The 24,937-nt window shown below is 71.2% G+C and carries 23 protein-coding genes; 2 read left to right on the forward strand and 21 right to left on the reverse strand.

Features of this window, described 5'->3' with window-relative positions; all coding sequences use genetic code 11:
* Positions 1-8: 8 nt before the first annotated feature.
* The 16 genes from DN771_RS24715 to DN771_RS24790 all read right to left on the reverse strand — a co-directional run bounded on the left by DN771_RS24715 (position 9) and on the right by DN771_RS24790 (position 15,167).
* Positions 9-1,874 carry a sigma-70 family RNA polymerase sigma factor gene (locus DN771_RS24715; RefSeq protein ID WP_117000242.1) on the reverse strand — a complete coding sequence of 622 codons (1,866 nt, stop codon included), beginning with the start codon at positions 1,872-1,874 and terminating at the stop codon, positions 9-11.
* Positions 1,875-2,153: 279 nt separating this feature from the next.
* Positions 2,154-3,443 carry a hypothetical protein gene (locus DN771_RS24720; protein ID WP_117000243.1) on the reverse strand — a complete coding sequence of 430 codons (1,290 nt, stop codon included), beginning with the start codon at positions 3,441-3,443 and terminating at the stop codon, positions 2,154-2,156.
* A gap of 338 nt (positions 3,444-3,781) precedes the next feature.
* On the reverse strand, positions 3,782-4,060 hold the full coding sequence (locus DN771_RS24725) for a helix-turn-helix domain-containing protein (RefSeq protein WP_117000244.1): 279 nt from the start codon (positions 4,058-4,060) through the stop codon (positions 3,782-3,784).
* Between the two features lie 379 nt (positions 4,061-4,439).
* A complete protein-coding gene (locus DN771_RS24730) occupies positions 4,440-4,676 on the reverse strand; it encodes a F0F1 ATP synthase subunit delta/epsilon (RefSeq protein WP_117000245.1) in 237 nt (78 codons plus the stop codon).
* Positions 4,676-6,145, reverse strand: coding sequence for a F0F1 ATP synthase subunit beta (gene atpD / locus DN771_RS24735; protein WP_117000246.1), 1,470 nt, complete (start codon positions 6,143-6,145; stop codon positions 4,676-4,678). Before atpD ends, DN771_RS24730 begins: the two co-directional genes overlap by 1 nt.
* A gap of 11 nt (positions 6,146-6,156) precedes the next feature.
* Complete coding sequence (locus DN771_RS24740) at positions 6,157-7,140, reverse strand: F0F1 ATP synthase subunit gamma (RefSeq protein WP_117000247.1); 984 nt, start codon at positions 7,138-7,140, stop codon at positions 6,157-6,159.
* Positions 7,141-7,193: 53 nt separating this feature from the next.
* A complete protein-coding gene (gene atpA / locus DN771_RS24745; RefSeq protein ID WP_117000248.1) occupies positions 7,194-8,783 on the reverse strand; it encodes a F0F1 ATP synthase subunit alpha in 1,590 nt (529 codons plus the stop codon).
* A gap of 75 nt (positions 8,784-8,858) precedes the next feature.
* A complete protein-coding gene (gene atpH / locus DN771_RS24750) occupies positions 8,859-9,389 on the reverse strand; it encodes an ATP synthase F1 subunit delta (protein ID WP_117000249.1) in 531 nt (176 codons plus the stop codon).
* The gene (locus DN771_RS24755) at positions 9,386-9,946 is read right to left on the reverse strand and encodes a F0F1 ATP synthase subunit B family protein (protein WP_117000250.1); all 561 of its coding nucleotides are present in this window, start codon (positions 9,944-9,946) and stop codon (positions 9,386-9,388) included. Before DN771_RS24755 ends, atpH begins: the two co-directional genes overlap by 4 nt.
* Positions 9,946-10,641, reverse strand: coding sequence for a F0F1 ATP synthase subunit B family protein (locus tag DN771_RS24760; RefSeq protein ID WP_117000251.1), 696 nt, complete (start codon positions 10,639-10,641; stop codon positions 9,946-9,948). Before DN771_RS24760 ends, DN771_RS24755 begins: the two co-directional genes overlap by 1 nt.
* A gap of 67 nt (positions 10,642-10,708) precedes the next feature.
* Positions 10,709-10,978: an ATP synthase F0 subunit C gene (gene atpE, locus DN771_RS24765; RefSeq protein WP_117000252.1), complete on the reverse strand. Its 270-nt coding sequence runs from the start codon at positions 10,976-10,978 to the stop codon at positions 10,709-10,711.
* A gap of 64 nt (positions 10,979-11,042) precedes the next feature.
* Positions 11,043-11,879 (reverse strand): F0F1 ATP synthase subunit A, encoded by an 837-nt coding sequence (atpB, locus tag DN771_RS24770; protein ID WP_227462471.1) that lies wholly within the window; start codon positions 11,877-11,879, stop codon positions 11,043-11,045.
* Positions 11,880-11,888: 9 nt separating this feature from the next.
* Complete coding sequence (locus DN771_RS24775) at positions 11,889-12,362, reverse strand: Cg1360 family ATP-synthase-associated protein (protein ID WP_117000253.1); 474 nt, start codon at positions 12,360-12,362, stop codon at positions 11,889-11,891.
* Complete coding sequence (locus DN771_RS24780; RefSeq protein WP_205528759.1) at positions 12,359-12,661, reverse strand: AtpZ/AtpI family protein; 303 nt, start codon at positions 12,659-12,661, stop codon at positions 12,359-12,361. Before DN771_RS24780 ends, DN771_RS24775 begins: the two co-directional genes overlap by 4 nt.
* Before the next feature lie 189 nt (positions 12,662-12,850).
* Positions 12,851-13,381 carry a GNAT family N-acetyltransferase gene (locus tag DN771_RS24785; protein ID WP_117000255.1) on the reverse strand — a complete coding sequence of 177 codons (531 nt, stop codon included), beginning with the start codon at positions 13,379-13,381 and terminating at the stop codon, positions 12,851-12,853.
* 22 nt (positions 13,382-13,403) lie between these two features.
* Positions 13,404-15,167 carry an N-acyl-D-amino-acid deacylase family protein gene (locus DN771_RS24790; RefSeq protein WP_117000256.1) on the reverse strand — a complete coding sequence of 588 codons (1,764 nt, stop codon included), beginning with the start codon at positions 15,165-15,167 and terminating at the stop codon, positions 13,404-13,406.
* A 144-nt stretch (positions 15,168-15,311) separates the two neighbouring features.
* On the opposite strand from DN771_RS24790, the gene DN771_RS29825 reads away from it, so the two are divergent.
* The gene (locus tag DN771_RS29825) at positions 15,312-15,911 is read left to right on the forward strand and encodes an alpha/beta hydrolase (RefSeq protein ID WP_162942380.1); all 600 of its coding nucleotides are present in this window, start codon (positions 15,312-15,314) and stop codon (positions 15,909-15,911) included.
* Here DN771_RS29825 and DN771_RS24795 read toward each other — a convergent pair whose 3' ends face one another.
* From DN771_RS24795 to DN771_RS24805, 3 genes are all read right to left on the reverse strand, one after another.
* A complete protein-coding gene (locus DN771_RS24795) occupies positions 15,912-17,180 on the reverse strand; it encodes a threonine--tRNA ligase (protein ID WP_117000257.1) in 1,269 nt (422 codons plus the stop codon).
* A gap of 274 nt (positions 17,181-17,454) precedes the next feature.
* A complete protein-coding gene (locus DN771_RS24800) occupies positions 17,455-18,357 on the reverse strand; it encodes a hypothetical protein (RefSeq protein ID WP_117000272.1) in 903 nt (300 codons plus the stop codon).
* Between the two features lie 51 nt (positions 18,358-18,408).
* Complete coding sequence (locus DN771_RS24805; protein ID WP_227462473.1) at positions 18,409-19,239, reverse strand: helix-turn-helix domain-containing protein; 831 nt, start codon at positions 19,237-19,239, stop codon at positions 18,409-18,411.
* Between the two features lie 120 nt (positions 19,240-19,359).
* On the opposite strand from DN771_RS24805, the gene DN771_RS24810 reads away from it, so the two are divergent.
* Positions 19,360-20,082: a GNAT family N-acetyltransferase gene (locus DN771_RS24810; RefSeq protein WP_117000258.1), complete on the forward strand. Its 723-nt coding sequence runs from the start codon at positions 19,360-19,362 to the stop codon at positions 20,080-20,082.
* 21 nt (positions 20,083-20,103) lie between these two features.
* Here DN771_RS24810 and DN771_RS24815 read toward each other — a convergent pair whose 3' ends face one another.
* Together DN771_RS24815 and DN771_RS24820 are read right to left on the reverse strand one after the other, a co-directional pair.
* Positions 20,104-23,730 (reverse strand): beta strand repeat-containing protein, encoded by a 3,627-nt coding sequence (locus DN771_RS24815; RefSeq protein ID WP_162942382.1) that lies wholly within the window; start codon positions 23,728-23,730, stop codon positions 20,104-20,106.
* Positions 23,731-23,881: 151 nt separating this feature from the next.
* The gene (locus tag DN771_RS24820; protein WP_117000260.1) at positions 23,882-24,913 is read right to left on the reverse strand and encodes a helix-turn-helix domain-containing protein; all 1,032 of its coding nucleotides are present in this window, start codon (positions 24,911-24,913) and stop codon (positions 23,882-23,884) included.
* Between the last annotated feature and the right edge of the window lie 24 nt (positions 24,914-24,937).

Genomic DNA, 24,937 nt, shown 5'->3' on the forward strand with positions numbered 1-24,937 from the left:
CGAGCGCGTCAGCCGATCAGGCCGGGGATCGTGATCACCGGCAACTGGATCGGCGGCAGCGGCAGGAGCGGCAGCTGGATCGGCGGGATGCTGATGGGAGGCAGCAGGCCGCCACCGCTGGGCGGCGCCGCCGTCGGCGCACTGGTCGCCGGCGACGTCGCCGGTGTGGTGGCGGGCGAGGTGGCCGGCGGAGGCGTGGCCGTGGGAGCCGTTCCCGACGGAGTGCCGCCGCCCGACGGCGCGGTCCCCGACGACGGCGGGTTGGGCGCCGGCGTCGAGCTCGCCGGCACGGATCCACCGCCCGACGCCTCACCGCTGGTGGTGCCTGGTGGCGCCGACGTACCGTCGGTGGTCGACGGCGCGGTCGACGACTGGGGCAACAGCACCACGCCGGGGATCGACGGCAGGACGGCAGGATCGATCTCGATCGGGAGCAGGCTCAAGACGGCGTCGAGCACCGGGGCGACGACATCCCGGGTGACCGTCAACACGATGTCGTCCAGCGTCTCGACGGCGCCGACGAGCTGCGGCAGTCCGATCTCCTCGACGAGGTCGTCGACGCCGAGCGTGCCGAGCAGGCCCTCCTGAGTGGTCGACGTCGCGGGCGGCGCGGTGGTGGCGACCGTGGACGCCACGGTCGGACTGGGGACCGTGGGCGACGTGACGCCGGGGCCGCCGACGAAGTCATCGTCGCCACCCCCGGACGCCGGACGGATGCCACCTGCGGCCGGTGTGCTCGCCGCGACGGTGACGGGAACGCCCTCGGGCCGGTCGACCGCGCCGTTCCCCAGCTCGGCGGCGTTGAGCGGCGGGGCGACGGGGGACTCGCCCGCTGCGGCCGGCTCGTCGTCGGCGTCGGGCGCCGCGGCGACCTCATCGGTGCTCTCGTCGTCGAGCACCGTGGTGGTCGCCTGTTGGACCTCACGGATCAGGGCGTCGGGACTCGAGTCGCCGCCCTTGAAGAGCTCGACGCCGGTCACCAGGAGGGGGGCGAGCAGGAGCAGGCCGGCCACGCCCTTGAGGACCGTGCCGGCGTAGGGCAGGTTGAACACGGACGCCCGTGAGCCGCTGCGGGCGATCGGCGCGGCGACCATCGCCACGGCAGCCACCGGTCCGGGACCGAGCGACCGCAGGCTGGCGTTGACGTCGCGGAGATCGTCCACCGCCTTGGTGCACGCCAGGCAGCCGGCGACGTGCCGCTCGACCGAGGAGAACCGGGCCGGCGGCAGCTGGCCGCGCACGTAGCCGGCGAGGTGGCGGGCGAAGTCGACGCACTCTGCCGAGACCGCCGCCGCCGAGTGCTCGGCGAGGTACGCCGTGGCGAAGGCCTCGCGAGCCCGGTGGTTCAGCGCGGCGACGGCGTTCGGCGACAGGTGCATCTGCAGCCCGACCTCTTGCGCCGACTTCTGTTCGACCGCGGTCGACCAGAGCATCTGCTGCCAGCGCGGCGTGAGCGACGAGAACGCCCGGGCGACCGTGTCGGCCTCGATGTAGCGCTCGGGATCCTCGAGCATCTGCGGCCCGGCGCCGGGACGGCTGGGCTCGAACCGACTGTCCTCGGGAGCGATCGGGATCGTCCGCTGACGGGTGCGGCATCCGTTGCGGACACATGCCATCAGGTAGCGGCGGAAGTTGTCCCGAGGGCCACGTCCGTTGCGGATGGCCGACAGGACTCCGGCAAAGGCATCGGAGACGACGTCGTCGGCGTCACTCCGGGAGCGCAGCAGACAGCGAGCGGTGGACTCGGCGGCACGACGGTGACGCCGGTACAGTTCCCCGAAGGCGACCTGGTCGCCGGAGCGGACGCGGTCGGTGAGCTGTTCATCCGACTCCGTCGTCGCTTCTCGGCGAGCCTTTACTAGGCCGTCAGGCATTACCACCCCTGGTTGGACCGCCTAATTGTACGAACGGTTGAACGGTAGCAGAGTCGTCGGCTCGCCGTCCATTCGCTTGAACGACTACCGACTCCCAGGATCCATTTGGTCCTGGCACGTGGTCGAGGGGCCGGCGAAGGCCGTCTCGACCGCCGAGCGGCGGGAGGGGATGGTGCGCCCACACTCGCAACCAGTCCCCTCCCGTGCGGCCCGGGGGGAGGATTCGCCGAGCAGGACGGGCATGCGCCCGTGTCCACTCCTGCTCGGCGAGACCTTGGGTCAGGCGCCTCGGCGTCCCGGCACCCGGCCGAGCAGTCGGGCGCCGGCACCGGTGGCGACGAGGACGGCCGCGACCAGCAGCGTTCCGGCGATGGCGATACCGGTCATGGGCAGCTCACCGCCCGTCTCGTTGACCGCGGGACGGCTCCCGGGGCCGCCAGGCGTGCCGCCACCGGGCGACGTACCGCCACCGGGTGTCGTGCCGCCACCGGGGGTCGTCGACGGCGTACCAGGCTGGGTGGTGCCCGGCGTCGAGGTGCCCGGGCCGCCAGGGACGGTGGTGGTGCCGCCCCCGCCGTTGGCGACGGTGGTGACGGGCGGGCAGGCCGCGGGCGCAGGCCCGAGCACACCGACGCCGGCGCACACGTCGACGTCGATCACGTCCGGTCCGCCCACGTCGGCGTTGGCGCAGAGATCACCGGTGGCGACCTCGCCGAGCACCTCGACGTCAGCGCAGATGTCGGCCGAGATCAACGACGGGCTCTGTCCGGCGGGGGTGCTGTTCGGGCACACGCCCGGGTTGGGAGTGAGCACGCTGAGGTCGAGACAGACGTCGCCGTTCAGGCCCTCGGGGGAGACGACGCCGCCCTCCGTGTCGACCGCAGCGTTGAGGTCGACCACGCCGGTGGCGACGTTGAGGACCGAGTTCACGTCGAGGCCGAGGATCGTCGGGAGCTCGGGCACCGACGCGAGGATCGGAGCGACGTAGGGCTGGAGGATCGGGCCGAGGATGCCGAGGTTGCACTCGGTGGTGGCGGCGAGCAAGGCGACGCCGATGTTGCAGTTGAGGATCGGCAGGTTGATGTCGGCGTCGGCGATGGGCGTTCCCGGCAGGATCGCCGGCACCGGCGGCAGACCGGGGAGCAGCGTCGCGGGGACGGTGTTCGACGTGGTGGGAACCGTCGTCTCCGGGAGCAGGTCGACGCCGACGATCGGTGGCTGGCCGGGAAGACCGGGCAGCGTGACGTCCGGGCTCGAGGGCTGGATGATCGGTGCGGCGGTGGTCGCCGGCGCCGCCGTCGTCGCCGGAGCGGCCGTCGTGACGGGAGCGGGCGCGGCCGTCGTGACGGGAGCGGGTGCCGCGGTCGTCACCGGAGCCGGCGCGGCCGTGGTGGCTGGCGGCGCGGGGGTCGTCGGCTCGGGGCAACCGAGATCGACCACGACGACGCCGAGATCGACGCAGAGCGGCGGGAGTTCGGGAGCCGACGCGCGTCCGGCCGGCTCGGCTGCGCCGGCCGCTTCGGGGAGCAGGAAGGCGACGGCGGGCAGTGCGGCGGTCGCCAGAGCCACGCGGGCGGCGGCCGATCGGCGGCGGGACGGTCGGCCCGAACGCTTCTGCTGCGTCGCAGAATCGTCTCGGGACCGAGGGGCGGCGGAAACCCTCATAGTGCAAACTCCGTTGTTCGGTTGTGTCGTGCGGTTGTCCATTGGCGTGGACAACCATCAAGAAGTCGCCGGAGGGAGCGCAATGACGCGATGGCCGAAAGAATTGTCGTTGTGTCCCCCGTCACATGCCGGCGCGGGAGACCGGCACCCGTTCGATGCGGACCGTCGATGGCGCGCGCGGACAGGCCGGCGCGGCCAGCGCCGGTCTGTTCGCGCTCGAGTGCCCGGAGTCCGGGCGGGTGTCAGTAGTCGAGCAGCACGCGGTCGTCGTCGAACACCGCGGTGATCTCGAGCTGACCACCGAGTGCTTCGACGTAGCGCCGGACGGTGGAGACCGCCGGGTTGCTCTTCTCGAACTTCGAGACCGTCGCCTGGGACACCGCCAGCTTGCGCGCCAGCTGGACCTGGGTGACTTCACGCGAACGGCGAAGTTCGCCGAGCGCGCAGGCCGAGTCCCGATGGCTGCGCTGGATGATGCGCCGCCCGTTTCCGTACGTCGTAGGTGCGTCCGCCGAACGCATGATGTGCTCCTCGCTGCGCCGCCGAACCTTCGTCCCGCCCCGTGGAGCTCGCGCTCGCAGGGGTCAGCACGCCGCTGAGTTCGTTCGCCGCCTTGATTGGTTTCCGCCCCCGAAATCGATCGGGGGAACGCCTCCACCCGCGACTTCGAGTTGTCGCACCAGTGTAGAACAGTCTCGAGGGAATGTCTCCCCGAATCTCCGGACGCCGATCGACCCCACCCGAGACGCGCAACGGCCGGCCCGAACCTCGCGGTCCGGGCCGGCCGTCACCAGTTCTGACTCGGCGACGCCGTGCTGCTGCGGCTACGCCGTGCTGCTGCGGCTACGCCGTGCTGCTGCGGCGACGCCGTGCTGCTGCGGCTACGCCGTGCTGCTGCGGCTACGCCGAGAGGATGCTGACGGTGTCGCCGCTGACCTCGACGAAGCCCCCGGTCACCGTGAACTCACGGACCGTGCCGTCGGCCAGGAACACCCGCGTCTGGCCTTCGACGAGCGAGCCGAGGAACGGCGCATGACCGGCGAGGAACGCCACGTCACCTTCGGTGGTGCGCGTGATCACCTGCGTCGCCTCACCCTCGAAGAGCACCTCCTCGGGAGAAACAACCGAGCAGATCATCAGGCTGCGCCCTCCTGCAGGGCCTTGGCCTTGGCGAGCACCTGATCGACACCGCCGACGTTGAGGAAGGCCTGCTCGGGCAGGTCGTCGAGGTCACCGTTGACGATGGCCTCGAACGACTCCACGGTGTCGGCCACCGGGACGTACTCACCCTTGAGACCGGTGAAGACCTCGGCCACGAAGAACGGCTGGGACAGGAAGCGCTGCACCTTGCGGGCCCGGTTGACCGTCAGGCGGTCCTCCTCGGACAGCTCGTCGAGACCGAGGATGGCGATGATGTCCTGCAGCTCCTTGTATCGCTGGAGCGTCTCCTGCACCCGCCGGGCGACGTCGTAGTGGTGCTGGCCCACGACCTCGGGAGCGAGGATCGTCGACGTCGACGCCAGCGGGTCCACCGCCGGGTAGATGCCGAGGGCGGCCACGGTACGGCTGAGCTCGGTCGTCGCATCGAGGTGCGTGAACGTCGTGAACGGCGCCGGGTCGGTGTAGTCGTCGGCGGGCACGTACACGGCCTGCAGCGAGGTGATCGAGCGCCCCTTGGTGGACGTGATGCGCTCCTGCAGCTGGCCCATCTCGTCGGCCAGGGTGGGCTGATAGCCCACGGCCGACGGCATGCGGCCGAGCAGCGTGGACACCTCGGAACCCGCCTGCACGAAGCGGAAGATGTTGTCCACGAACAGCAGCACGTCCTGGTTCTGCACGTCGCGGAAGTACTCGGCCATCGTGAGCGCCGAGAGGGCGACGCGCAGGCGCACGCCCGGCGGCTCGTCCATCTGGCCGAAGACCAAGGCGGCCTTCTCGAACACGCCCGACTCGGTCATCTCGATGCGGAGGTCGGTCCCCTCACGAGTGCGCTCGCCGACACCGGCGAACACCGACACACCACCGTGCTGCGAGGCGACACGGTTGATCATCTCGGTGATGAGCACGGTCTTGCCCACGCCGGCCCCGCCGAACAGGCCGATCTTGCCGCCGGCCACGTACGGGGTGAGCAGGTCGATGACCTTGATGCCCGTCTCGAACATGCGGGCCGAGGGCTCGAGGGCGTCGAACGACGGCGCATCACGGTGGATCTCCCACCGCTCCATGTCGTCGAACTGGCGCTGCGCGTCGGGATCGCTGCCGACGTCGAGTGCGTCACCCCACACGTTCCACACGTGACCCAGCACGCGGTCGCCCACGGGCACCTGGATGCCGTGGCCGAGCGCCTGCACGGTGGTGCCACGGGTGAGACCGTCGGTGGGCTTCAGGCAGATGGCCCGGACCCGGCCGTCGCCGAGCTGCTGCGCCACCTCGGCGAGCACCGGGACGGGCTTGCCGTCGATGATGATGTCGAAGCTCAGCGCCGAGTTCAGCTCGGGCAGGGACCCGCGGGGGAACTCGACGTCGATGACCGGGCCGGCGATGCCGACGACCTTGCCAGCGGTCGTGGCGTCATCGGTGCTGGTCTGGTTCTCGGTGACAGTCACGGGGATTCCTTTCAGCCTACGGAGGCGTGGCCGCCGTGGGTGTGGACGGTTTCGACGACGGATTGTGGGTCGCGCGGGAGGGGATCTTTGACGTTGCCGCTGCCGAGAGCCTCGGCCCCGCCGACGATCTCCATGATCTCGGTGGTGATCGAGTCCTGGCGAGCCCGGTTCATGATGCGGCTGAGGCTCTTGATGAGCTCCTCGGCGTTGTCGGTGGCGGCCTTCATCGCCCGCTGCGTGGACGCGTGCTCAGAGGCGGCTGCGTTGAGCAGGGCGGCGTAGATGCGGGCCTCGACGTAGCTCGGCAGCAGCGAGTCGAGGATCGTCGACGGATCGGGCTCGAACTCGTAGTCACCCGTGGGCGCGTCGGCGGGACCGGCCTTGCCGTCACCGCCGGCGACCGTCTCCACCGTGAGCGGAACCAGCGGTCGCAGCACGACCTCTTGGTTACCGGCGGACACGAAGCGGGTGTAGACGAGCTCGACCTTGTCGACCTGGCCGCTCGTGAAGAGCTCGACGACGTAGGCGCCGATCGCCTTGGCGTCGGCGAGGCTCGGCGCACCGGAGAAGCCGCCGAACGCCTGACTGAGCTGGTAGCCGCGGAAGCGGAAGTACTTCTCGACCTTGCGCCCGACCGGCACGACCACGTACTGCTTGCCGGCGAGCACGTCCGCCTTGATCTCGCCCTCCGTGGCGCGCTGCACGCCGGCGTTGTAGCCGCCGCACAGGCCGCGGTCGCCGGCGATGGCGACGTAGCACGTGGTGCTCACGGTGTCACGTCCGGCGAGCAGCGGCGAGCCCTGCCCGGCGCCGGCCGCGGCGAGGTCGCGGACGACCTCGGTGATCTTCTCCGAGTAGGGCACGGCGGCGGCGACCCGCTGCTGGGCCTTGACGATGCGGGACCCGGCGATGAGCTCCATGGCGCGCGTGATCTTCTTCGTCGCCTGGACGCTGCGGATGCGTCCCCTCAGGATCCTCTCTTGGCCTCCAGCCATCGAACTTCCTTAGTGGGTGCGGGTGGGTCGGGTGCGGTCGGGTCGGGGGCTGATCACTCGGTGGCGAGCGTCTTGGTGGAGTGGGCGTCGCCCACCTCGTCGGCGTTGACGGCCGTCGGGTCGGCCGCGTGGGCGTCGGTCGTGACCTGGAACTGCGCCTTGAACGCCTCGATCGCCGCACCGAGCCCGTCGGGGACACCGGCGGTGCGCATCTCTTCGAGCAGCGAGCCGTGCGTGGACCGTAGGTAGGCGATCAGCTCGGTCTCGAAACGCCGGACGTCGCTCACCGGCACGTCGTCCAGGTAGCCCTTGGTGCCGGCGAAGATCGACGCCACCTGCTCCTCGACCGGCATCGGCGAGTTGAGCGGCTGCTTGAGCAGCTCGACGAGCCGGTAGCCGCGCTCGAGCTGAGCCTTGGACACGGCGTCGAGCTCGGAACCGAACGTGGCGAAGGCCTCGAGCTCACGGAACTGGGCGAGGTCGAGCTTCAGCGTTCCGGCCACGGCCTTCATCGCCTTGGTCTGGGCGGCCGAGCCGACCCGGGACACCGAGTTGCCCACGTCGACGGCGGGACGCACACCGGACTTGAACAGGTTGTCCTGCACGAACACCTGGCCGTCGGTGATCGAGATCACGTTCGTCGGGATGTAGGCCGAGATGTCGCCGGCCTTGGTCTCGATGATCGGCAGGGCGGTCAGTGAACCCGCGCCGTTCTCGTCGGACAGCTTGGCGGCCCGCTCGAGCAGGCGGCTGTGCAGGTAGAAGACGTCGCCGGGGTACGCCTCGCGGCCCGGGGGGCGGCGCAGCAGCAGCGACACCTGGCGGTACGCCTCGGCCTGCTTGGACAGGTCGTCGTACACCACGAGGGCGTGCTGGCCGTTCTCCATCCAGTGCTGCCCCATGGCGCAACCGGCGTACGGAGCGAGGTACTTGAACGGAGCGGCGTCGGCGGCCGGCGCGGTCACCACGACCGTGTACTCCATGGCGCCGTTCTGGCGCAGCGTCTCCACGGTCTGGGCGACCGTCGAGCCCTTCTGGCCGATCGCCACGTAGATGCACTTCACGCCCTGACCCTTCTGGTTCAGGATCGTGTCGACGGCGATGGTGGTCTTGCCCGTCTTGCGGTCGCCGATGATCAGCTCACGCTGACCGCGGCCGATCGGGGTCATCGAGTCGATGGCCTTGATGCCGGTCTGCATCGGCTCGTGCACGGGCTTGCGACCCGTGATGCCGGGCGCCTGGATCTCCATACGGCGAGGCTCGACTCCGGTGAGCTCGCCCTTGCCGTCGACGGGCTCGCCGAGGGCATTGACCACACGACCGAGGACGCCGTCACCGACGGGCACCGAGAGGATGCGGCCGGTGGCCTTCACCGTCTGGCCTTCCTCGATGGCGTCGACGTCACCGAGCACCACGGCACCGATGGAGTCCTCGTCGAGGTTGAGGGCGAGGCCGACCGAGCCGTCCTCGAACTCGAGGAGCTCGTTCACGCCGCAGTCGGGCAGGCCTGACACCCGGGCGATGCCGTCGCCGACCTCGACGACGCGACCGACCGTGCGGGCCTCGAGCGTGGGCTCGAAGCCGGCGAGGTTGTTCTGGAGGGCCGCGGCGATGTCGGCGGCGGAGAGGGTGAGTTCAGCCATGGGCGTAGACATCCTTCAGTGCTGTTGGGTTGCGTCGTCCGTGCGGCGGTACGGCGTGAAGTCGGCGACGGCAGATCACAGACGCGACTTGAGCTGGTCGAGACGGGTGCGGACCGTCCCGTCGATGACGGTGTCGCCGACGGTGGCGACGAGGCCGCCGAGCACGGTCGGGTCGACGACCACCTTGAGGTTGACGGAGCGTCCGGTGGCGTTGGCGAGGGCCGCCTTCAGGCGGTCCTGCTGATCGTCGGTGAGTGCGACGGCGGAGCGGACCTCGGCGACCGCTTCGTCCTTGGACTCCGCGGCGCGGGCGACGAGGCGGTCGATGATGGCCGGCAGGTCGCGACCGCGGCCGGAGCCGACGACCATCGAGACCAGCTGGGCGGTGGTCTGCGTGGCCTTGCCGCCGAGCAGCTCCTCGACGATCGCCTGGCGGCGCTCGACGGGGACGAGCTCGTCGGTCAGGGCGCTGCGCAGCTGATCGCTCGACTCGTAGGAGCGGGCGAAGCGGAACAGCTCGTCCTCGACCTCGTCGAGGGTGCCCTCCGCGCGGGCGATCTCAAAGAGGCCACGGGCGTAGCCGTCGATACGGGCATCGGTCGTCATGCGTTCACCCCTGTTCGGCCGACGTTGGCGATGAAGTCCTCGATGAGTCGCTGCTGCGTGGCGTCGTCGAGGGCCGACCCGACGAGTGCCTCGGCGGCGGCGCCCGACAGGCGGGCGATCTCGCCGTGCAGCTCGTCGCTGCCGCGAGCTGCGGCGGCGGCGATCTCGGCGTCGGCGCGTGCCTCGAGGTCGGCGATCTCGGCGTCGAGCCGCACCCGACCGTCGGCGAGCACAGCCTCGGCCTGGGTGTCGGCCTCGGCGAGGAGGCGGGTCCGCTCGGACTCGATGTCCCCGGCAGCCTTGCGGATGTCGGCGGCCTCGGCCTCGGCGGCGCTGCGCGCGGCGGACGACTCGTCGAGCTGCTTCTGGATCTTCGCCGTCCGATCAGCCAGCGCCTTGCCGACCATCTTGAAGACACCGAGCTTCCAGAACAGGGCGACGACGACGGCTGTGGCGATGAGCCCGAAGACCCACTCAGCGGTCTCCGGGAGCAGCCAGTGGTGCGTCTCGTCGATGGCGTGCTCGTCGGCTGCGACGAGCATGGTGGCGAGTGACATCAGCGAACCCCCGCCGAGCTCGATGTGGTGGTGACGGACTCGACAGCGGCGCGCACGGCGTCGTCACCCGGCCGGTTGCCGGTGACGATCTCGACGACCCGGACGGCGACGGATCCGGCGGCCTCGTTGACCTGACCGGCCGCAGCCTGGCGGGCGGCGTCGGTCTCGGCGGCGGCGGCACTGCGACGCTCGGCGATGCGGGCGTTGACCTCGGCCAGTTTCGCCTGGCGCTCGGCCTCGAGCGTCTGGCGGGCGGCGTCGACGCGGGCGGCGGCCTCGGCCTTCAGCGTTGCCAGCGACGCCTCGTAGTCGGCGACGGCGCCCCGGGCGTTGGCCCGCAGTGCGTCGGCGTCGGTGAAGCCCTGCTGGATCGAGTCGTAGCGGCGAGACATCCCCGCCCGAAGCTTCGGGTAGAGGAAGTAGCGCATGGCGACGGCGAGCACGACGAAGGCGCCGAAGCCCCACGCCATCTCCTTGAGCTCGGGCGTGATGGGGCTCGGGCCCTCATCTGGCTCCTCGGTGTGTGTCGCTCCCTCGGCGTCGTGCGACTCTTCGGTCGCGGCGCCCTCGACCGCGGTGCCCTCGGTGGCCTGCTCGTCGGCAGCGCTCTCCGTGGTCGGCGGCTCGGACGTCGCGGCGTGCAGCCGGACGGAGACGAGCGAATCACCCGACAGGGTGACGACGGCTGTCAGCACGTCTGCTCCTTACTCAATGAACTGGTACTCGATGTGTGGCCGGTGATGTCGTGCGATCCGCAGCGGCTCAGAGGCCGATGAGGATGAACACCACGAAGCCGATGAGGGCGAGGGCCTCGGTGAAGGCGATACCCAGGAACATCGTGGTGCGGACCATGCCGGCGGCCTCGGGCTGGCGGGCCATCGCCTCGACGGACTTGCCGACGAGGTAACCGATGCCGATGCCGGGGCCGATGGCGGCCAGGCCGTAGGCGAAACCGGCCGAGCTGGCGGCCGCAGCGGCCTTGGCGTCGTCGGGCGTACCGACGGCGGCGGCGAGGCTGGCGAATGCTTCCATGTTGTTGTGGTTCTCCTGGTGTGCTCTCGGATAGGGAGATCTGTGGGGCAGTCGAGCCGTCGGCTCAGTGCTCGGGATGGGTCGCCCCGCCGATGTACACGGCGGCGAGGATGACGAAGATGTAGGCCTGCAGGAAGGCGACGAGCAGCTCGAACAGCGTGAGGAAGATCAGCATGAAGAGCGGCAGGATGCCCATCACGTTGAGGATCGGCTGCATCGTCTCGGCCTTGAACATCGCCTCGCTCAACAGGGCGAAGGTGACGAGGAGGATGTGGCCGGCGAGCATGTTGGCGAAGAGTCGCACGGTGAGCGAGAAGGGCCGCACGATGATGGTCGAGATGAACTCGATCGGCGTCACGAGGATGTACAGCGCCTTGGGCACGCCCGGGGGGAAGAGCACCGACTTGGCGTAGCCGCCGAGGCCGTTGTGCTTGACGCCGGTGCCGATGAACACCACCCAGACCAGCAACGACAGGACCAGCGGGATGGCCATGCGGGCCGTCGCCGGCATCTGGATGAACGGGATGATGCCCGGTGCGTTGCAGAGGTAGATGAAGATGAACAGGCTGAGCAGGAACGGCGTCCAGCCGAGTCCCGACTTGCCCATCGTCGGCATGACGACCTGCTCTTCGATGAACTCGACGCCGATCTCGGCGATGTTGCGGGTGCCCTTGGGCGCCTTCATCGGGTCCTTGCGCGACGCGAGGAGGTAGACCACGATCCCGATCAGCGCCGCCGCACAGGCGATGAGCGCGATCTTGTTGAACGTCGGGAAGAGGTCCTTCCAGCGCAGGATCGTGTTGATCTCCGGGAAGTGGAGACCGCGCGTGCTCTCCTCCGCCTCCACGGGTTCGGTGGCAGCGGGGAGGTGTGCGATGTGACTGAACACGAGGCCGAGCACAGAAGCTCCTTACTTGGGCGATGCGGATCGATCGGACGGACTGGACGCCCGATCCGGACGCAGGCCGGGATGGGCAAGCGAGAGTGCGACGTACTTGAGCTCCCACGCAAGGAGCCCGACGTGCGTCACGATGATGGTCGCGCCGAGGGCCGGACGCGAAATCCAGCCGGCGTCCTTCACAAGAAGTACGGCGAGCAGGATCAATCCGAGCCGGACGAGGTAGCCGAAGAGGATGGCGCCCATCATCAGGCTCAGCGAGATCCGCGCCGTCACGGCGATGATGCCGGCGGCGAGGGCGAAGTTGACGAGCACGATGCCGACACCGAACAGCGACGACCAGGCGCCGTTACCGCCCCAGATGACCGCGCACACCGCGATGATGAGCGGGGCGACGAGCAGGCCGCGCTTGGAGAGGTCCTTGGTGACGTCGACCTCGGGCGCCGGACCGTCCAGGCGCGTGGTGAAGGTGTTGGCGGCGTTCATGATGCGGCGGCTTCCGGCGTGGCCCCGACGGGGTCATCCTGGGTGGGCGAGGCGGTGCGCTGGGCTGTGGCTGCGCTGCGGCGCTCGGCTTCGAGGGCCTCCATCGTGGCCGTGTACCGGGCCTTCATGATGATGAAGGTGCCGACGCCGGCGAGGAGGAAGAGGCCGATCATGAACCACGGCGTGGTGCCGAGCCAGCGATCGAGGAGCCAGCCGATGCCGAGGAACACGACGAGCGTGATGACGGCGTCCATCCCCCGCCCGAGGGAGTCGCTGGATGCGCCCGCACGGGGTTGCATCGGCCGGACGACGCGGCGCACGGCGGTAGGCGAAGGGAGGAGTTTCATCGGCGTTGATGATGGTTCACGGCTGGTGATCAAGCTTGTGAACGCGAGCACAATGTAGCGAGTCCGGGCGCGGCGCGCAAGGTGAACGCACGGTCGGACCAAGGTTTTTCCAGGGTTTCCCGGTGGTCCTTTACCACACCCCTACCAGACGTCGCCGTCGCGCCAGTCGCACGTGAGCGCGGCCGACAGATCGAGCTCGACGCGGCCGGGCAGGACGTAGATCTCGGCGTCGTCGTCGGGGGTGCGGACGACACCGTCGGGGGTCAGGGCGAACGTCGGCCCGAGCCACTTGCGCCAGCCCAGCGGTTGGTAGACGGCGGCACCGTCCGGTCCGGCGGCGAGCCCGCCCATGTCGTAGGCGTGGGCGATCACCGTGCCGAGCTCGATCATCATCGCCGTGGCCATCCGCTGGCGGCGATGCGACGACCGCACGACGACGTTCTCGACGTAGCCGCAGCGCAGCGCCCGGCCCTGGTGGATCAGCCGCCGTTGCGCGACCGCGGCATGGCCGACGAGGCGGTCGCCATCCCACGCGATGGCGTGCAGACCGCCCAGACCGTGATCCCAGTCGTCGTCGGTGAACGACACGTACTCGGCGGCGCACAGGGCCTTGGCGGCCTCGAGCACGGCGGGGTCGAGCGATGACGTCGGGTCGACACGTACCTCGTACATCGCGACGAGGGTAGGTCGGAGATCAGGCGGGGGCGGGTTGGGCGCCGCGGACGAGATGGCCGGGCAGGGCGCCGGTGTGCTCCCCGCCGCGGAACGTGACGGTGCCCCGCTTGGCGGTCATCACGTAGCCGTCGGCGTCCTGCAGCAGGCGACGACCGCCGGCGGGCAGGTCGCGGACGATGTGAGGACGGCGGGCGGCGAGCCGGTCGAGGTCGATGACGTTGACGTCGCCGAGGTAGCCGGGCGCGAGGACGCCGCGATCCATCCATCCGACCTGGCGGGCGGTGCGCTGGGTGAGGTGGTGCACCATCAGCTCGACGGGAAGGGCGCCGTCGCCCGGCCGCTTGGTCCACAGGGCGAGGGCGGTGGTCGGGAAGCTGCCGTCGCTGATCGCGCCACAGTGGGCACCGGCGTCGGACAGCCCGATGACCGAGTGCGGCGACAGCAACATCTCCCGGACGTCGTCGAGGTTGCCGGCGGCGTAGTTGAACAGCGTCATGTAGAGGAGCTGGCGCCCGTGGTCCTCGACCATTCGGTCGAGCGTCTCGATCACCGGGTCGACCCCTCTCGCCGTCGCGACGGCGGCGATGCTGGTGGACGGCGCCGGCTCGTAGTCGACCGGGTCGCTCATCGGGAAGAGCTTGTCGAACGACGTGAACAGCGTGGCCGCCAGCCCGTCCATGCCCGCCGTGACGGTCCGGTGCTCGGTGACGAGCCGGTCGCGGACGTCCGGGTCCCGCAGGGCGGCGACACGTTCGGCGAGCGGGCGGTCGGCGATCGCCCGGTACGACGGGCAGATGGCGACGGGATTGATCGACGCCTCGAGACCCTGGAGCACCCCGACGGGCCGGGGCGCGACCTGCAGGCGCAGCGGCAGCCCGTCGGCCACGCCGGCGGCGACCCACGCCTCCATCTCCCGCCAGCGCTGCGGCACCTGCTCGACCTGCTGGACCGTCATCGACAGCGGGCGGCCCGACGTCTCGACCATCGAGCGCATCAGTGACATCTCCTCGCGCGAGAAGTCGGCGTCGGGGCTGAGGTAGGCGTCGGAGATCATCTGCACCACGCCCGTCCCGGCCTCGCCGACGGCGCCGACGAGGGCGAGCAACTCGTCGGCGGTCGAGAACCGTGTGCCCAGCGGATCGCCGTCCTTGGTGCGATGGGCGTAGGTGCGGCTGGTGGTGAACCCGAGCGCTCCCGCCTCCACGCCCTCGCGAACGAGCGCGGCCATGCGGCCCAGCTCCTCGGCGGTCGGGATCTCGTCGGGGTCGGCGCCCCGTTCACCCATCACGTAGGCGCGCAGCGGGGCGTGCGTGACGTGGGTGCCGACGTCGAGCGTGTAGTCCCGCCGGTCGAGGGCGTCGAGGTACTGCGGGAACGTCTCCCAGTCCCACGGCAGTCCTTCGGCGAGCGCCGACCCTGGGATGTCCTCGACGCCTTCGAGCATGCCGATGAGCCAGGCGTGGTGCTCGTCGGTCGGCAGCGCCGGGGCGAAGCCGACTCCGCAGTTGCCCATCGCCAGCGACGTGACGCCGTGCTGGCTCGACGGGGCGAGCACCGAGTCCCACGTGGCCTGCCCGTCGAAGTGGGTGTGGATGTCGACGAAGCCGGGGGTGACGAGCAGGCCGTCGGCGTCGACGACCTCGGCGTCGCTCGCGGCGGTATCGGCCTCGCCTGCGCCGACGGCGGCGACGACGCCGTCGCGGATCACCACGTCGCCGACACGGGCCGGCGCCCCGGTGCCGTCGACGACGCGGCCGTTGCGGATCACGAGTTCACGAGCCATGCCCCATCTTCACGCGCCCCACTCCCCTGCGTTCAGTCGTGCGTCGCGACCCATCCGAGTGTCGAACCGCACCGGAGTGCCGAGCGCCCGACTCCGGGGCCTCCGACACTCGGATGGCGGCCGCCGGATGGCAGGCTCGGCGGGATGACGGTGCGGCTCACGACCTCCGACGGCCACCCACTCGCCGCCGACGTCGTCGATCCGGACGGGATGCCGGCCGCCGCGGTCGTCGTGTGCCACCCGCATCCGCTCTACGGCGGCAACCGATACCACCCGGTGGTCGACGCCGTGTTCCGGCTGGCGCCGACCACGGGGATCCGGGCGATCCGCTTCGACTTCCGGGCCGACCACGACAACGGCCGGGGCGAACGGCTCGATCTGGTCGCCGCCCTCGAAGCGATCGCCTCGGGCGCCACCGGGCCCGCCTTCGTCGTGGGCTACTCGTTCGGCGCCGCCGTGGCGATGACCACCGAGGACGATCGCATCGCCGCGGTCGTCGCGGTCGCGCCACCCCTCGTGGCGACGTCGCCTCCGCCCGTCCGGCCGACGCTGATCCTCACACCGAGCGACGACCAGTTCTGCCCGCCGGCGGCCGCCGCGGCGATCGCCGCGACGTGGCCGGTCGACGGTCCCGACGTGGCGCTCGAGGTGGTCGACTCCGCAGACCACTTCCTGCTGGGCCGCGCCGACGAGATCGCCCGGCGGGCGATCTCGTGGATCTCCGACCGCATCGACGGGTCCTGATCACGGCCAGTCGACGGGGCGGCGGGCGGCGTGGGCGGCCGCGGCGAGTGCGACGAGATCGGCGAGGGCCAGCTCGACGCGCGCGCCGTCGCCGAAGTCGTTCACCTGCAGCACTCCCGCCGCCGCCTCGGCGTCGCCCACCACGGCAACGAGCGCGTCGCGGGTGGTGCGGCACTGGCGGATCCGCGTCCCGATCGACCCCCCGACGACGAGCCGGGCCCGGAGTCCGGCCGCCACCAGGGCGTCGACCGCCCGCCGCGCCGCGACGTCGTGATCGGCCGCCACCGGGAGCACGCTCACCTGCACCGGTGCCAGCCACAGCGGCAGGCGGCCGCGGTGACGCTCGAGCACCGCTGCTGTGACGCGCTCCATCGAGCCGACCGTGCCGCGGTGCACCATGACGACGCGCCGGCGGGATCCGTCGGCGGCGTCGTAGGTGAGGTCGAACCGCTCCGGCTGGTTGCCGTCCACCTGGACCGTGGCGATCGTCTCGTCGTGGCCGCGGCCGTCGCGGACCTGGAGATCGAGCTTGGGTCCGTAGAAGGCCGCCTCGCCGGGCCCGTCGACGAGCTCGAGCCCGAACGCGTCGAGATCGACCGCCGCCGCAGCCTGGCGCAACGACTCCTCGGCCTGCTGCCACCACGCCTCGGAGCCGAGGAACCCGGGCCCGGGTCCGCGCCGTGACAACCGCACGTGATCGACCGACAGTCCGAGGATCCGCTGGGCTTCCAGCGCCGAGCGCAGCGCCACCGCCACCTCGTCGGCCAGCTGGTCGGGACGGCAGAAGACGTGCGTGTCGTCGAGGTTGATCTGGCGGACACGAGCGAGCCCCGACACCACTCCCGATCGTTCGGCCCGGAACATCGCCCCCACCTCGTGCAGGCGCACCGGCAGCTCCCGCCACGAATGGCGGTCGGCGGCGAAGATCAGGGCGTGATGCGGGCAGTTGGCCGGTCGCAGCACGAGCTCGTCGCCGCCCACCGGCATCGGGGGGAACATGTCGTCGGAGAACTTCGCCCAGTGCCCCGACCGCTCGTACAGCGCCCGTTTGCCGAGCACCGGCGTGCGCACCTCCACGCAGCCGTCAGCTCGAGCGATGTCCCGGGCCAGCCGCTCGAGCTCGTCGCGGATCACCGTGCCGGCGGGGAGCCACAACGGCAGGCCGGCGCCGGCGAGCGGGTCGGTGTCGAAGATCCGCAGGTCGCGGTTGAGCTCGCGGTGGTCCGCGGGCTGGTCGCCGGGGTCGGCATCGGACGGGATGGCTGCCATGGCGTTCGCTCCTCGAGCTGGGTCGGGTGTCGTTCGGCCGCTGGAGCCGGGACCGCTGCGAACGCCTCGGAGCCGAGCTCCGGGGCCAGTTGGGTCTGCGTCAGTGCAGGTGGTCGCCGGAGGGATCCGGCGTGGTGGTCTGCATGCTGCGACGCATGGACGCGACGGTAGTCGAGTCCACGTCGCGATCCGGAGGGTAAATACCGGACGCTTCGGTGGGGTACGTACCCTCCGGTCGCTGCGGTGGGCAACTACCCTCCCGTTGCCGGGGGGCTCAGGGGGTGGGGGCGGCGTTGGCGCGGAGGGTGATGACGGCGGCGACCGTGAGGTAGCCGCGCCACTCGAGCTCGGCGGCCGGCGAGTAGCTGTCGAACTCGGGCGGCCAGCCGCCGTCGTCGAGCTGGCGGCTCGCCAGCCGGTCGAGCTCGGCGCCGATGATCGCCGGGTCGAAGAGCGACCGAGACGGCCCACCCGGGAACGGTGAGAAGTTGAGCGGGCGGAGGAACTCGTCGTCGCGCCCGCCCTCCACGTGCATCATCCCGTCGGCCGGGATCACCGCGCCGAGCCGCCGGGCGTGCCCGGTCGTCTCGTCGGTGGCGGCGAGGGCGTCGAGGAACGCGAGCGAGTACGTCAGCTCCAACGTGCTCGAGGATCGCTGTCTCGCGGCGATCTGGTCGAGGCAGTACCGCGTCGAGCGCACGAGCCACGGGTGGGCGGCGACCACCTCGTCGTGGCGCGCCAGCCGCAGGGCCGGCGCGGTCACGGCAGCGGTGATGTGGAGCGACGAGACGGTCGGGTCGGCGTCGCGCCAGAACGGGGCGCAGCCATCGGGACGGACGACGGGGAGGGCGAAGGGCAGCCCACCGTCGGCGAGGGCGACGCCGCCCAGCCAGTCGCAGAGCTTCACGGCGCTCGGCGTACGGATGCCGGTGAGGGCCGCCACCTCGTCGAACACCTCGAACGCGTGGAGGGCGGCACCGGGTTGACCCGCCCGATCGCGAAGGTCGGGCTCGAGCCCCCAGCCGTAACTGCCGTCGGGGTTCTGGTAGCCGTCGAGGGCCGACAGCACCTGCGGCGCGTCGACCGCACCGAGCTGCAACTGCAGCCGGAGCCGATCGAGCTGGCGTCCGTGGGTGGTCAAGAAGGCCTCGGCGGCAGCGAGGTCGACGTCGTTCATCGTCCGGCTCCTCTCATCGGTCGGGTCATGGATCGTGGGCCCGATCGTCACTCACGCCGCGGCGTCGTGTCTTGAAGGATTCGGCCGCCGGGCTGGCTCCTTCGCCTGCAGCCGTTCGGCCTCGGCAGCGAGCAGGCGGGCCGGAGGCGCCCCGGCCAGCCGGGTGGACTCCCGGGTGAGGTGGGCTTGATCGGCGTAGCCGGACGAGAGCGCCAGCGACGCCAGCTCGCGGGTGGACGGATCGGCCTGCCGGGCTGCACGCAGGAAGCGTTGGAACCGGACGACGCGGGCCAGCGTTCGTGGCGAGTAGCCGACGGCGTCGTCGATGCGCCGGCGTAGCTGCCGCTCGCTGAGACCGACCTCCTCGGCGAGGTCGGGGACGGGGCGGTCGGGACGTTCGGCGATCAGGCCGGCGACGTGGACCGCTGCCGCGTCGGCCGTGTGCCGCCCCGCTGTCAATCGTGCGGCGACGGCGTCGACGAGCAGACCGGGCCACGCCTCGGGCGCCGCGGTGTCGCAACGTTCCACCAGCGCGCTCGCCGAGCGCCCCCAGAGATCGACGAGGGGAACGGTCCGGTCGCGCAGCTCCGACGCCGCCACCCCCAGCACGGCGGGTGCGACGCCGGTGCGGAACCGCACGCCGACGGTGACCGAGCCGGGCGTCATCCGTGCGGTCACCACCGTCGTCGCCGGACCGGCCACCCGAATGCCCTGCTCACTGACGACCAGGTCGAGGCACGCGTCGGGAAGGATCGGCTGCTCGAACGTGACCCCGCCACCGGAGACGTCCCCGATCGACTCGCCGACGCGTTGCGTCCACACGCACCCGACGACCGGCGTGAGTCGGGCCGGCGGCGCCAGTTCGACGTACCTCGACGACATCACCGACGTCGACGCTACGCCGTCGGACGAGCCCGGCGTCGACGGCCCGGACGAGCCCGGGGGCGCCCGCCCTGCCCCGCCAGGATGGCGAATACGCCCACCGCCGGGCATCCTGAGTCGATGACCGCACCCCTCTCGCCGCGGGACGTCGAGCTGCTCGACAACCTGCCGTGGTTCGCCCTGACGTCCCGGCACCGCCATCTCGCCGAGGGCACCGGAGCGGCGCGGCGGTATCGGCCCGACGTGGCGGGATTCGTCGGCATCGAGACGACCCGACCGGAAGCGTGGGACGACCTCGCCGCCGTGGTGGGAACCGGGGAGCAGGTGGCGGTGTTCGGGGCGATCTCGACCGATGCACCGGCCGGGTGGACGCGACTCGGCGGCGGAGCCGGCCGGCAGATGATCCTGGTCGACGACTCCCGCCTCTCCGCCGCCGACGATCGCATCGTGCGGCTCGACGTCTCTCACGTTCCGCAGATGCTGGCCCTCGTCGAGCTCACCAAGCCCGGTCCGTTCCGACCCCGAACGATCGAGATGGGCTCGTACTTCGGGGCGTTCGACGACGACGGGCGCTTGATCGCCCTGGCCGGCGAGCGTCTCGGCGTGGACGGCTTCACCGAGATCAGCGCCGTGTGCACCCATCCCGACGCGCAGGGCGTCGGGTGGGGCGGCCGTCTCACCTCGCACGTCGCCCGCCACATCGCAGCTCGCGGCGAGAGCGCGATCCTCCATGTCGCCGAGACCAACGTGAATGCCCAGCGGGTCTACGACCGACTGGGGTTCACGCTGCGCAGCGAGGTGCAGTTCACGTTGCTCGAGTCACCGTCGGCCGCGGCCGCCTGACCTCGCCCCCGCCCGTCGGCGTCACCGCAGACGACGGGTGGCGAGCAACGCGCCGGCCCCGGCGGCGAGCAGCGCCAGGGCGGCGACGGACACGAGCGACGAGGACGTTCCGGTCGTCGGAAGCGTCCCCGGCACGGTGGACGTCGGCGCGGTGGAGGTGGGATCGGTCGGCGACGGTCCCGACGTCGTGGGCCCGAGCGTGGTGGGCGGTTCGGACGTCGGCGGGGCGGTCGAGGACGTCGTGGACGGAGTCACCTGTTCGGTGACGGTCATCACGAACGACAGCGGCTCGCTCTCCGTGCCGTCGGGATCGACGACGGTCGCCACCACCGTGAACGTTCCGGCCCGGGTGTAGGTGTGGGTGACCGGCGGGTCGGCCGGCCCGGGCAGCGTCACCGGCGGCGTCCCGTCGCCCCAGTCCACGGTGAACATGAACGTGCCCGCCATGTCGTCGGGCGAGGGGTCGACGGCACCGACCTTGATGGTCACGGGCTCGCCGACGATCGCGCTCGACGGGCCGTCGATCGTGGCCGTAGCGGCCGCGTTGGTGATCGTGATGGTCGTGGTGAGCTCGGCCGAGGCGCCACCGTCGGGATCGGCGACGAACGCGGTGACCGTGCGGGTGCCCGGTCCGTCACTGAGGTACGACGCCGGCACGACCGCCGTCGGTGACGAGCCGACGTGGTCGTCGGTGCCGTCGTCGTCGAAGTCGAAGTGATAGGTGAGAGCGGCGAGGTCCGCCGTCGACGGGTCGTCGGCGCCGGTGATCGTGACGGTCGCGGTCGAGCCCTCGGCGACGGGACCGTCGTCGTCGAGCGCGGTGGCGGTCGGGGCCACGTTGGCGATCGACAGCGTGGTGACCGCCGAGAACGCCACCCCGTCGGTCAGTCGCAGGGTCACCTGATGTATCGCCGCCGGATCGTCGCCGTCGAAGCCGAGCGCTTCGAGCTCGGCCCAGCTCAGCGTCGGCGCGGCGCCGGTGGCGTCGTCGAAGTCGCCATCGTCGTCGACGTCCCAGGCGTAGCTCGCACCGGGTCCGGCGATCGACCCCGAGCCGTCGAGTGTCAGGCTCTGACCCTCGTCGATCGCGTACGGACCGCCGGCGTCGGCCACCCCGTCGACGACTTGGGTGAGCGAGTCCGAGCTGGCGGCCAGCGCGGTCGTCGGGCCGAAGCTGGCCACGATCGCGTGACTCCCGACGGCGAGCGCCGACGTCGTCAACGATGCCTGCCCCGAGGCGTCGACCGGCACGGTGGCGAGCGTGCTCGCGCCGTCGGAGTACGTGACACTGCCGGTGGTCACCGGACTGCCACCCGACGTGACCGTCGCCGTGAACGTGACGCTCTGGCCGAACGTCGTCGGGTTCACCGACGACGTGAGCGACGTCGACGTCGGCGCCAGGTTCACCACCTGGGTGAGCGAGTCGGAGCTCGCCGCCGCCGTGGCCGTCGCGCCGAACGCGGCCGTGACGGTGTGGCTTCCGACCGAGAGCGCCGACGTGGTGAACGACGCCTGCCCGGAGGCGTCGACCGGCACGGTGGCGAGCGTGCTCGCGCCGTCGGAGAACGTGACACTGCCAGTGGTCACGGGACTGCCACCCGACGTGACCGTCGCCGTGAACGTGACGCTCTGACCGAACGTCGTCGGGTTCACCGACGACGTGAGCGACGTCGATGTCGGCGCCAGGTTCACCACCTGGCTGAGCGAATCCGAGCTGGCCTCGAACGCGGCGGTGGCGCCGTACGCGGCGGTGATGGGATGGGAGCCGACGGTGAGGGTGGAGGTGGTGAGCGTCGCCTGACCGGCGCCATCCACCGCCACGGTGCCGAGCGTCGAGGCGCCGTCGGTGAACGTGACCGATCCGGAGGTGACCGGGCTGCCGTCGCTCGTCACGGTGGCGGTGAACGTGACCGCCTGACCAAACGTCGATGGGTTGAGCGACGACGTCAGGTCGGTGGTCGTAGGCGCCGGGGTGGTGATGTTCAGGCACCACCCCCCGCTGACCGCGCCGGAGTCTGCGCCGGCGTCGTCGACCACGAACAGCTGCCACACGCCATTGGGATCGGTGCCGTTGAAGGTGCTGAGGGCGGTCGCCGATGAGACCACGGGGGCGGGGGCCGGGAACGGGGCGTCGGCGGCATCGGCGTCGCTGTCGCTCGGGCGGAACGTCCCGCTCGACAGCGGTCCGCCCACCGGGATCGTCCCGCCGGCGGCGTCGGCGAACGTCAGTGTCGCTCCGGAAGCGGCCTCAGTTCCGCCGACGTCGCTCATCAGCACCAGGTTCTGCCCGGCCGGGCCGACGAGCAGGACGTCGAAGTCGACCGGTACCTGGTGCGACACACTCCCGAGTTGCACGGTGACGAGGGATGTCGACGTGCCGGCTCCACTGACGGTGATCCGCGACGGGTAGGGGGTCGCCGGGCCGCTCGATGCGGGTCCGGTGATCGCTCCGGTGTTGCACCATTGCCCCTGGGCCGGCGTCGAGGTGGGAGTGTCGACGGTCTGGGTGATCGATCCGGAGCTCGTGAGCAGGCCGGCTGCGCCGCTGTAGGTGGCCGTGATCACGTGGGCGCCCTCGGTGAGCGCGCTGGTGGTGAGCGTCGCCTGGCCGGACGCGTCGAGGGCCACGGGGCCGCCGAGCGACGTGGCGCCGTCCTGGAACGACACCGTTCCCGTGGGGGTGCCCGAGCCTTCGGCCCGCGTGACCGTCGCCGTGAAGGTGACGCTGCCGCCGACCAGCGAGGGGTTGGCGCTGGAGGTGACGACCGTCGTGGTGGCGACGGCCGCCTCCTCGGTGTCGATCGTCAGACTCCAGCCGCCGGCGATGCTGCCGGCGTCACCGGTGGCGTCGTCGACGATGTAGAGGCTCCACGTCCCGTTGGGGTTGGTGCCGACGAACGCCGCGGCGAGCGTCGTGTGACCCGCCGGGGTCGGGGCGGGCGCGGGGAACGCGTCGTCGCCACCGACGGCGTTGTTCGTCGGCCGATAGCTCACCGTGCCGCTCACCACGCCGGTGTTCGGGTAGGGGCCGGCCGCGCCGTCGTCGAACGTGAGGTCGGCGTTGCTGACCCCGAACCCGCCGCCCGATCCGGCGTCGGACATGACGATGATGCTCTGGCCGCCCGGACCCACGAGCAGGATGTCGATGTCCTGGGCGATGACGTGGGTGACCCCGAACAGGTGCAGGTCGACGTCGGTGATCAGCCCCGGCTGGCCCGACACGGTGATCGACGACGGATACGGCGAGGCCGTGCCCGTTGCGGGAATGGTGATCGCCCCGGGGTTCGGCGGGACGTCGATGAGTGCGAGCGGGGTGAACACGTCGTCGGGTTCGCCGGTCGACACGGGCGACTCGGTGGTCGCCGTCGGCGCCTCGGTGGGATCCGGGGCGTCGGTGGGATCGGGACCCTCGGTCGACGGTGTCGGCTCGGCAGGCTCGGTCGTCGCCACCGGTTCGGTGGCGACCGGGTCCTGTGGCGCGGCGGACTCGACCGGCTCGGTCGTCGCCGCCGGCTCGATCGTCGCCGCGGGCTCTGACGGTTCCGTCGTGCCGACGCCGGCCGCGGCGGCACCAGAGACGCCGATCACGACGCCCAGCACACCGACCACTACCCCGCTGACCCGATGCAGCCCACGCGATCGACCCATCGCTTCACCCCGTTCCGGCCCACGACCCTGGCCCACGACGCCACGAACAGCCAGCCCCCAGCGGCAGGCGTAGCTTTCGACTCTACTTGTCTCGCCTCGTGCTGACCAGAAGTCCCTGTCGCGCCGGCTCGCCTGCGGGTCACCGGGCGTTTCAGTGACCGCTGAACGCCCGCCGGTAGGCCTGCGGCGCGACGCCGACGATCCGTCGGAAGTGCGGCCGCATCGAGACGCCGTCGCCGAACCCACAGGCGGACGCGACGGCGTCGATGTCGAGCGACGACGTCTCCAGCAGGCGCTGAGCCTGCAGCACCCGTTGTCCGATCAGCCAGCTGAGCGGCGAGCTGCCCGTGCGAGCGCGGAACTGCCGGTCGAACGTGCGCCGACTCATGTTCGCACGAGCCGCCACGGCGTCGATGTCGAGTTCGCGGTCGGCGAGGTGTTCGACGCAGTGGGTGATCACCTCGGCGAGCGGGTCCCCGTCAGTGGGCTGGGGCACCGGCCGCTCGACGTACTGGGCCTGACCGCCGGCCCGGTGCGGCGCCACGACGAGCGAGCGGGCCACGGCGTTGGCCGCGGCCGCGCCGTGGCGGCGGCGGACGAGGTGAAGGCAGGCGTCGATGCCCGCCGCGCTCCCGGCACTGGTGAGCACGTCGCCGTCGTCGACGTACAGCACGCCCGGATCGATCTCGAGGTCGCCGTGCTCGCGTTGTAGGGCGTCGGCGGCCTGCCAATGCGTCGTCGCCCGACGTCCGGCCAGCAAGCCAGCCGCGGCCACGACGAAGGCGCCGAGACACAACCCGGCGATCGTCGCCCCGCGCCGGTGAGCAGCGCGGATCGCGTCGAGCAGCTCGAGTCGGGGCGGTGCGCCTCCGGGAGGACGCCACGACGGGACGATCACGATGTCGGCGGCGGCCAACACGTCCGTCATCTGGCGCCAGCCGTACGGCACGTCGAGCCGCACGCCTGCGGTGGACGTCAACGGGCCGGGCTCGCCGGCCACCATCCGCACGTCCCATCGCGGCACACCGAGCCGCGTGAGATCGACGTCGAACACCCGCGCCGGCGCCGCCACCTCGAGCAGGCCGGCCCCGTCGCCCACGACCACGGCGACGATGTCGCCGTCGCGACCGTCCTGGCCGTGATCGTGATCGTGATCGTGATCGTGATCGGCGCGAACGGGCATGGCTGAAATCTATCGACAGATGAC

This window comes from Desertimonas flava (genome assembly GCF_003426815.1).
GTDB classification, from domain to species: domain Bacteria; phylum Actinomycetota; class Acidimicrobiia; order Acidimicrobiales; family Ilumatobacteraceae; genus Desertimonas; species Desertimonas flava.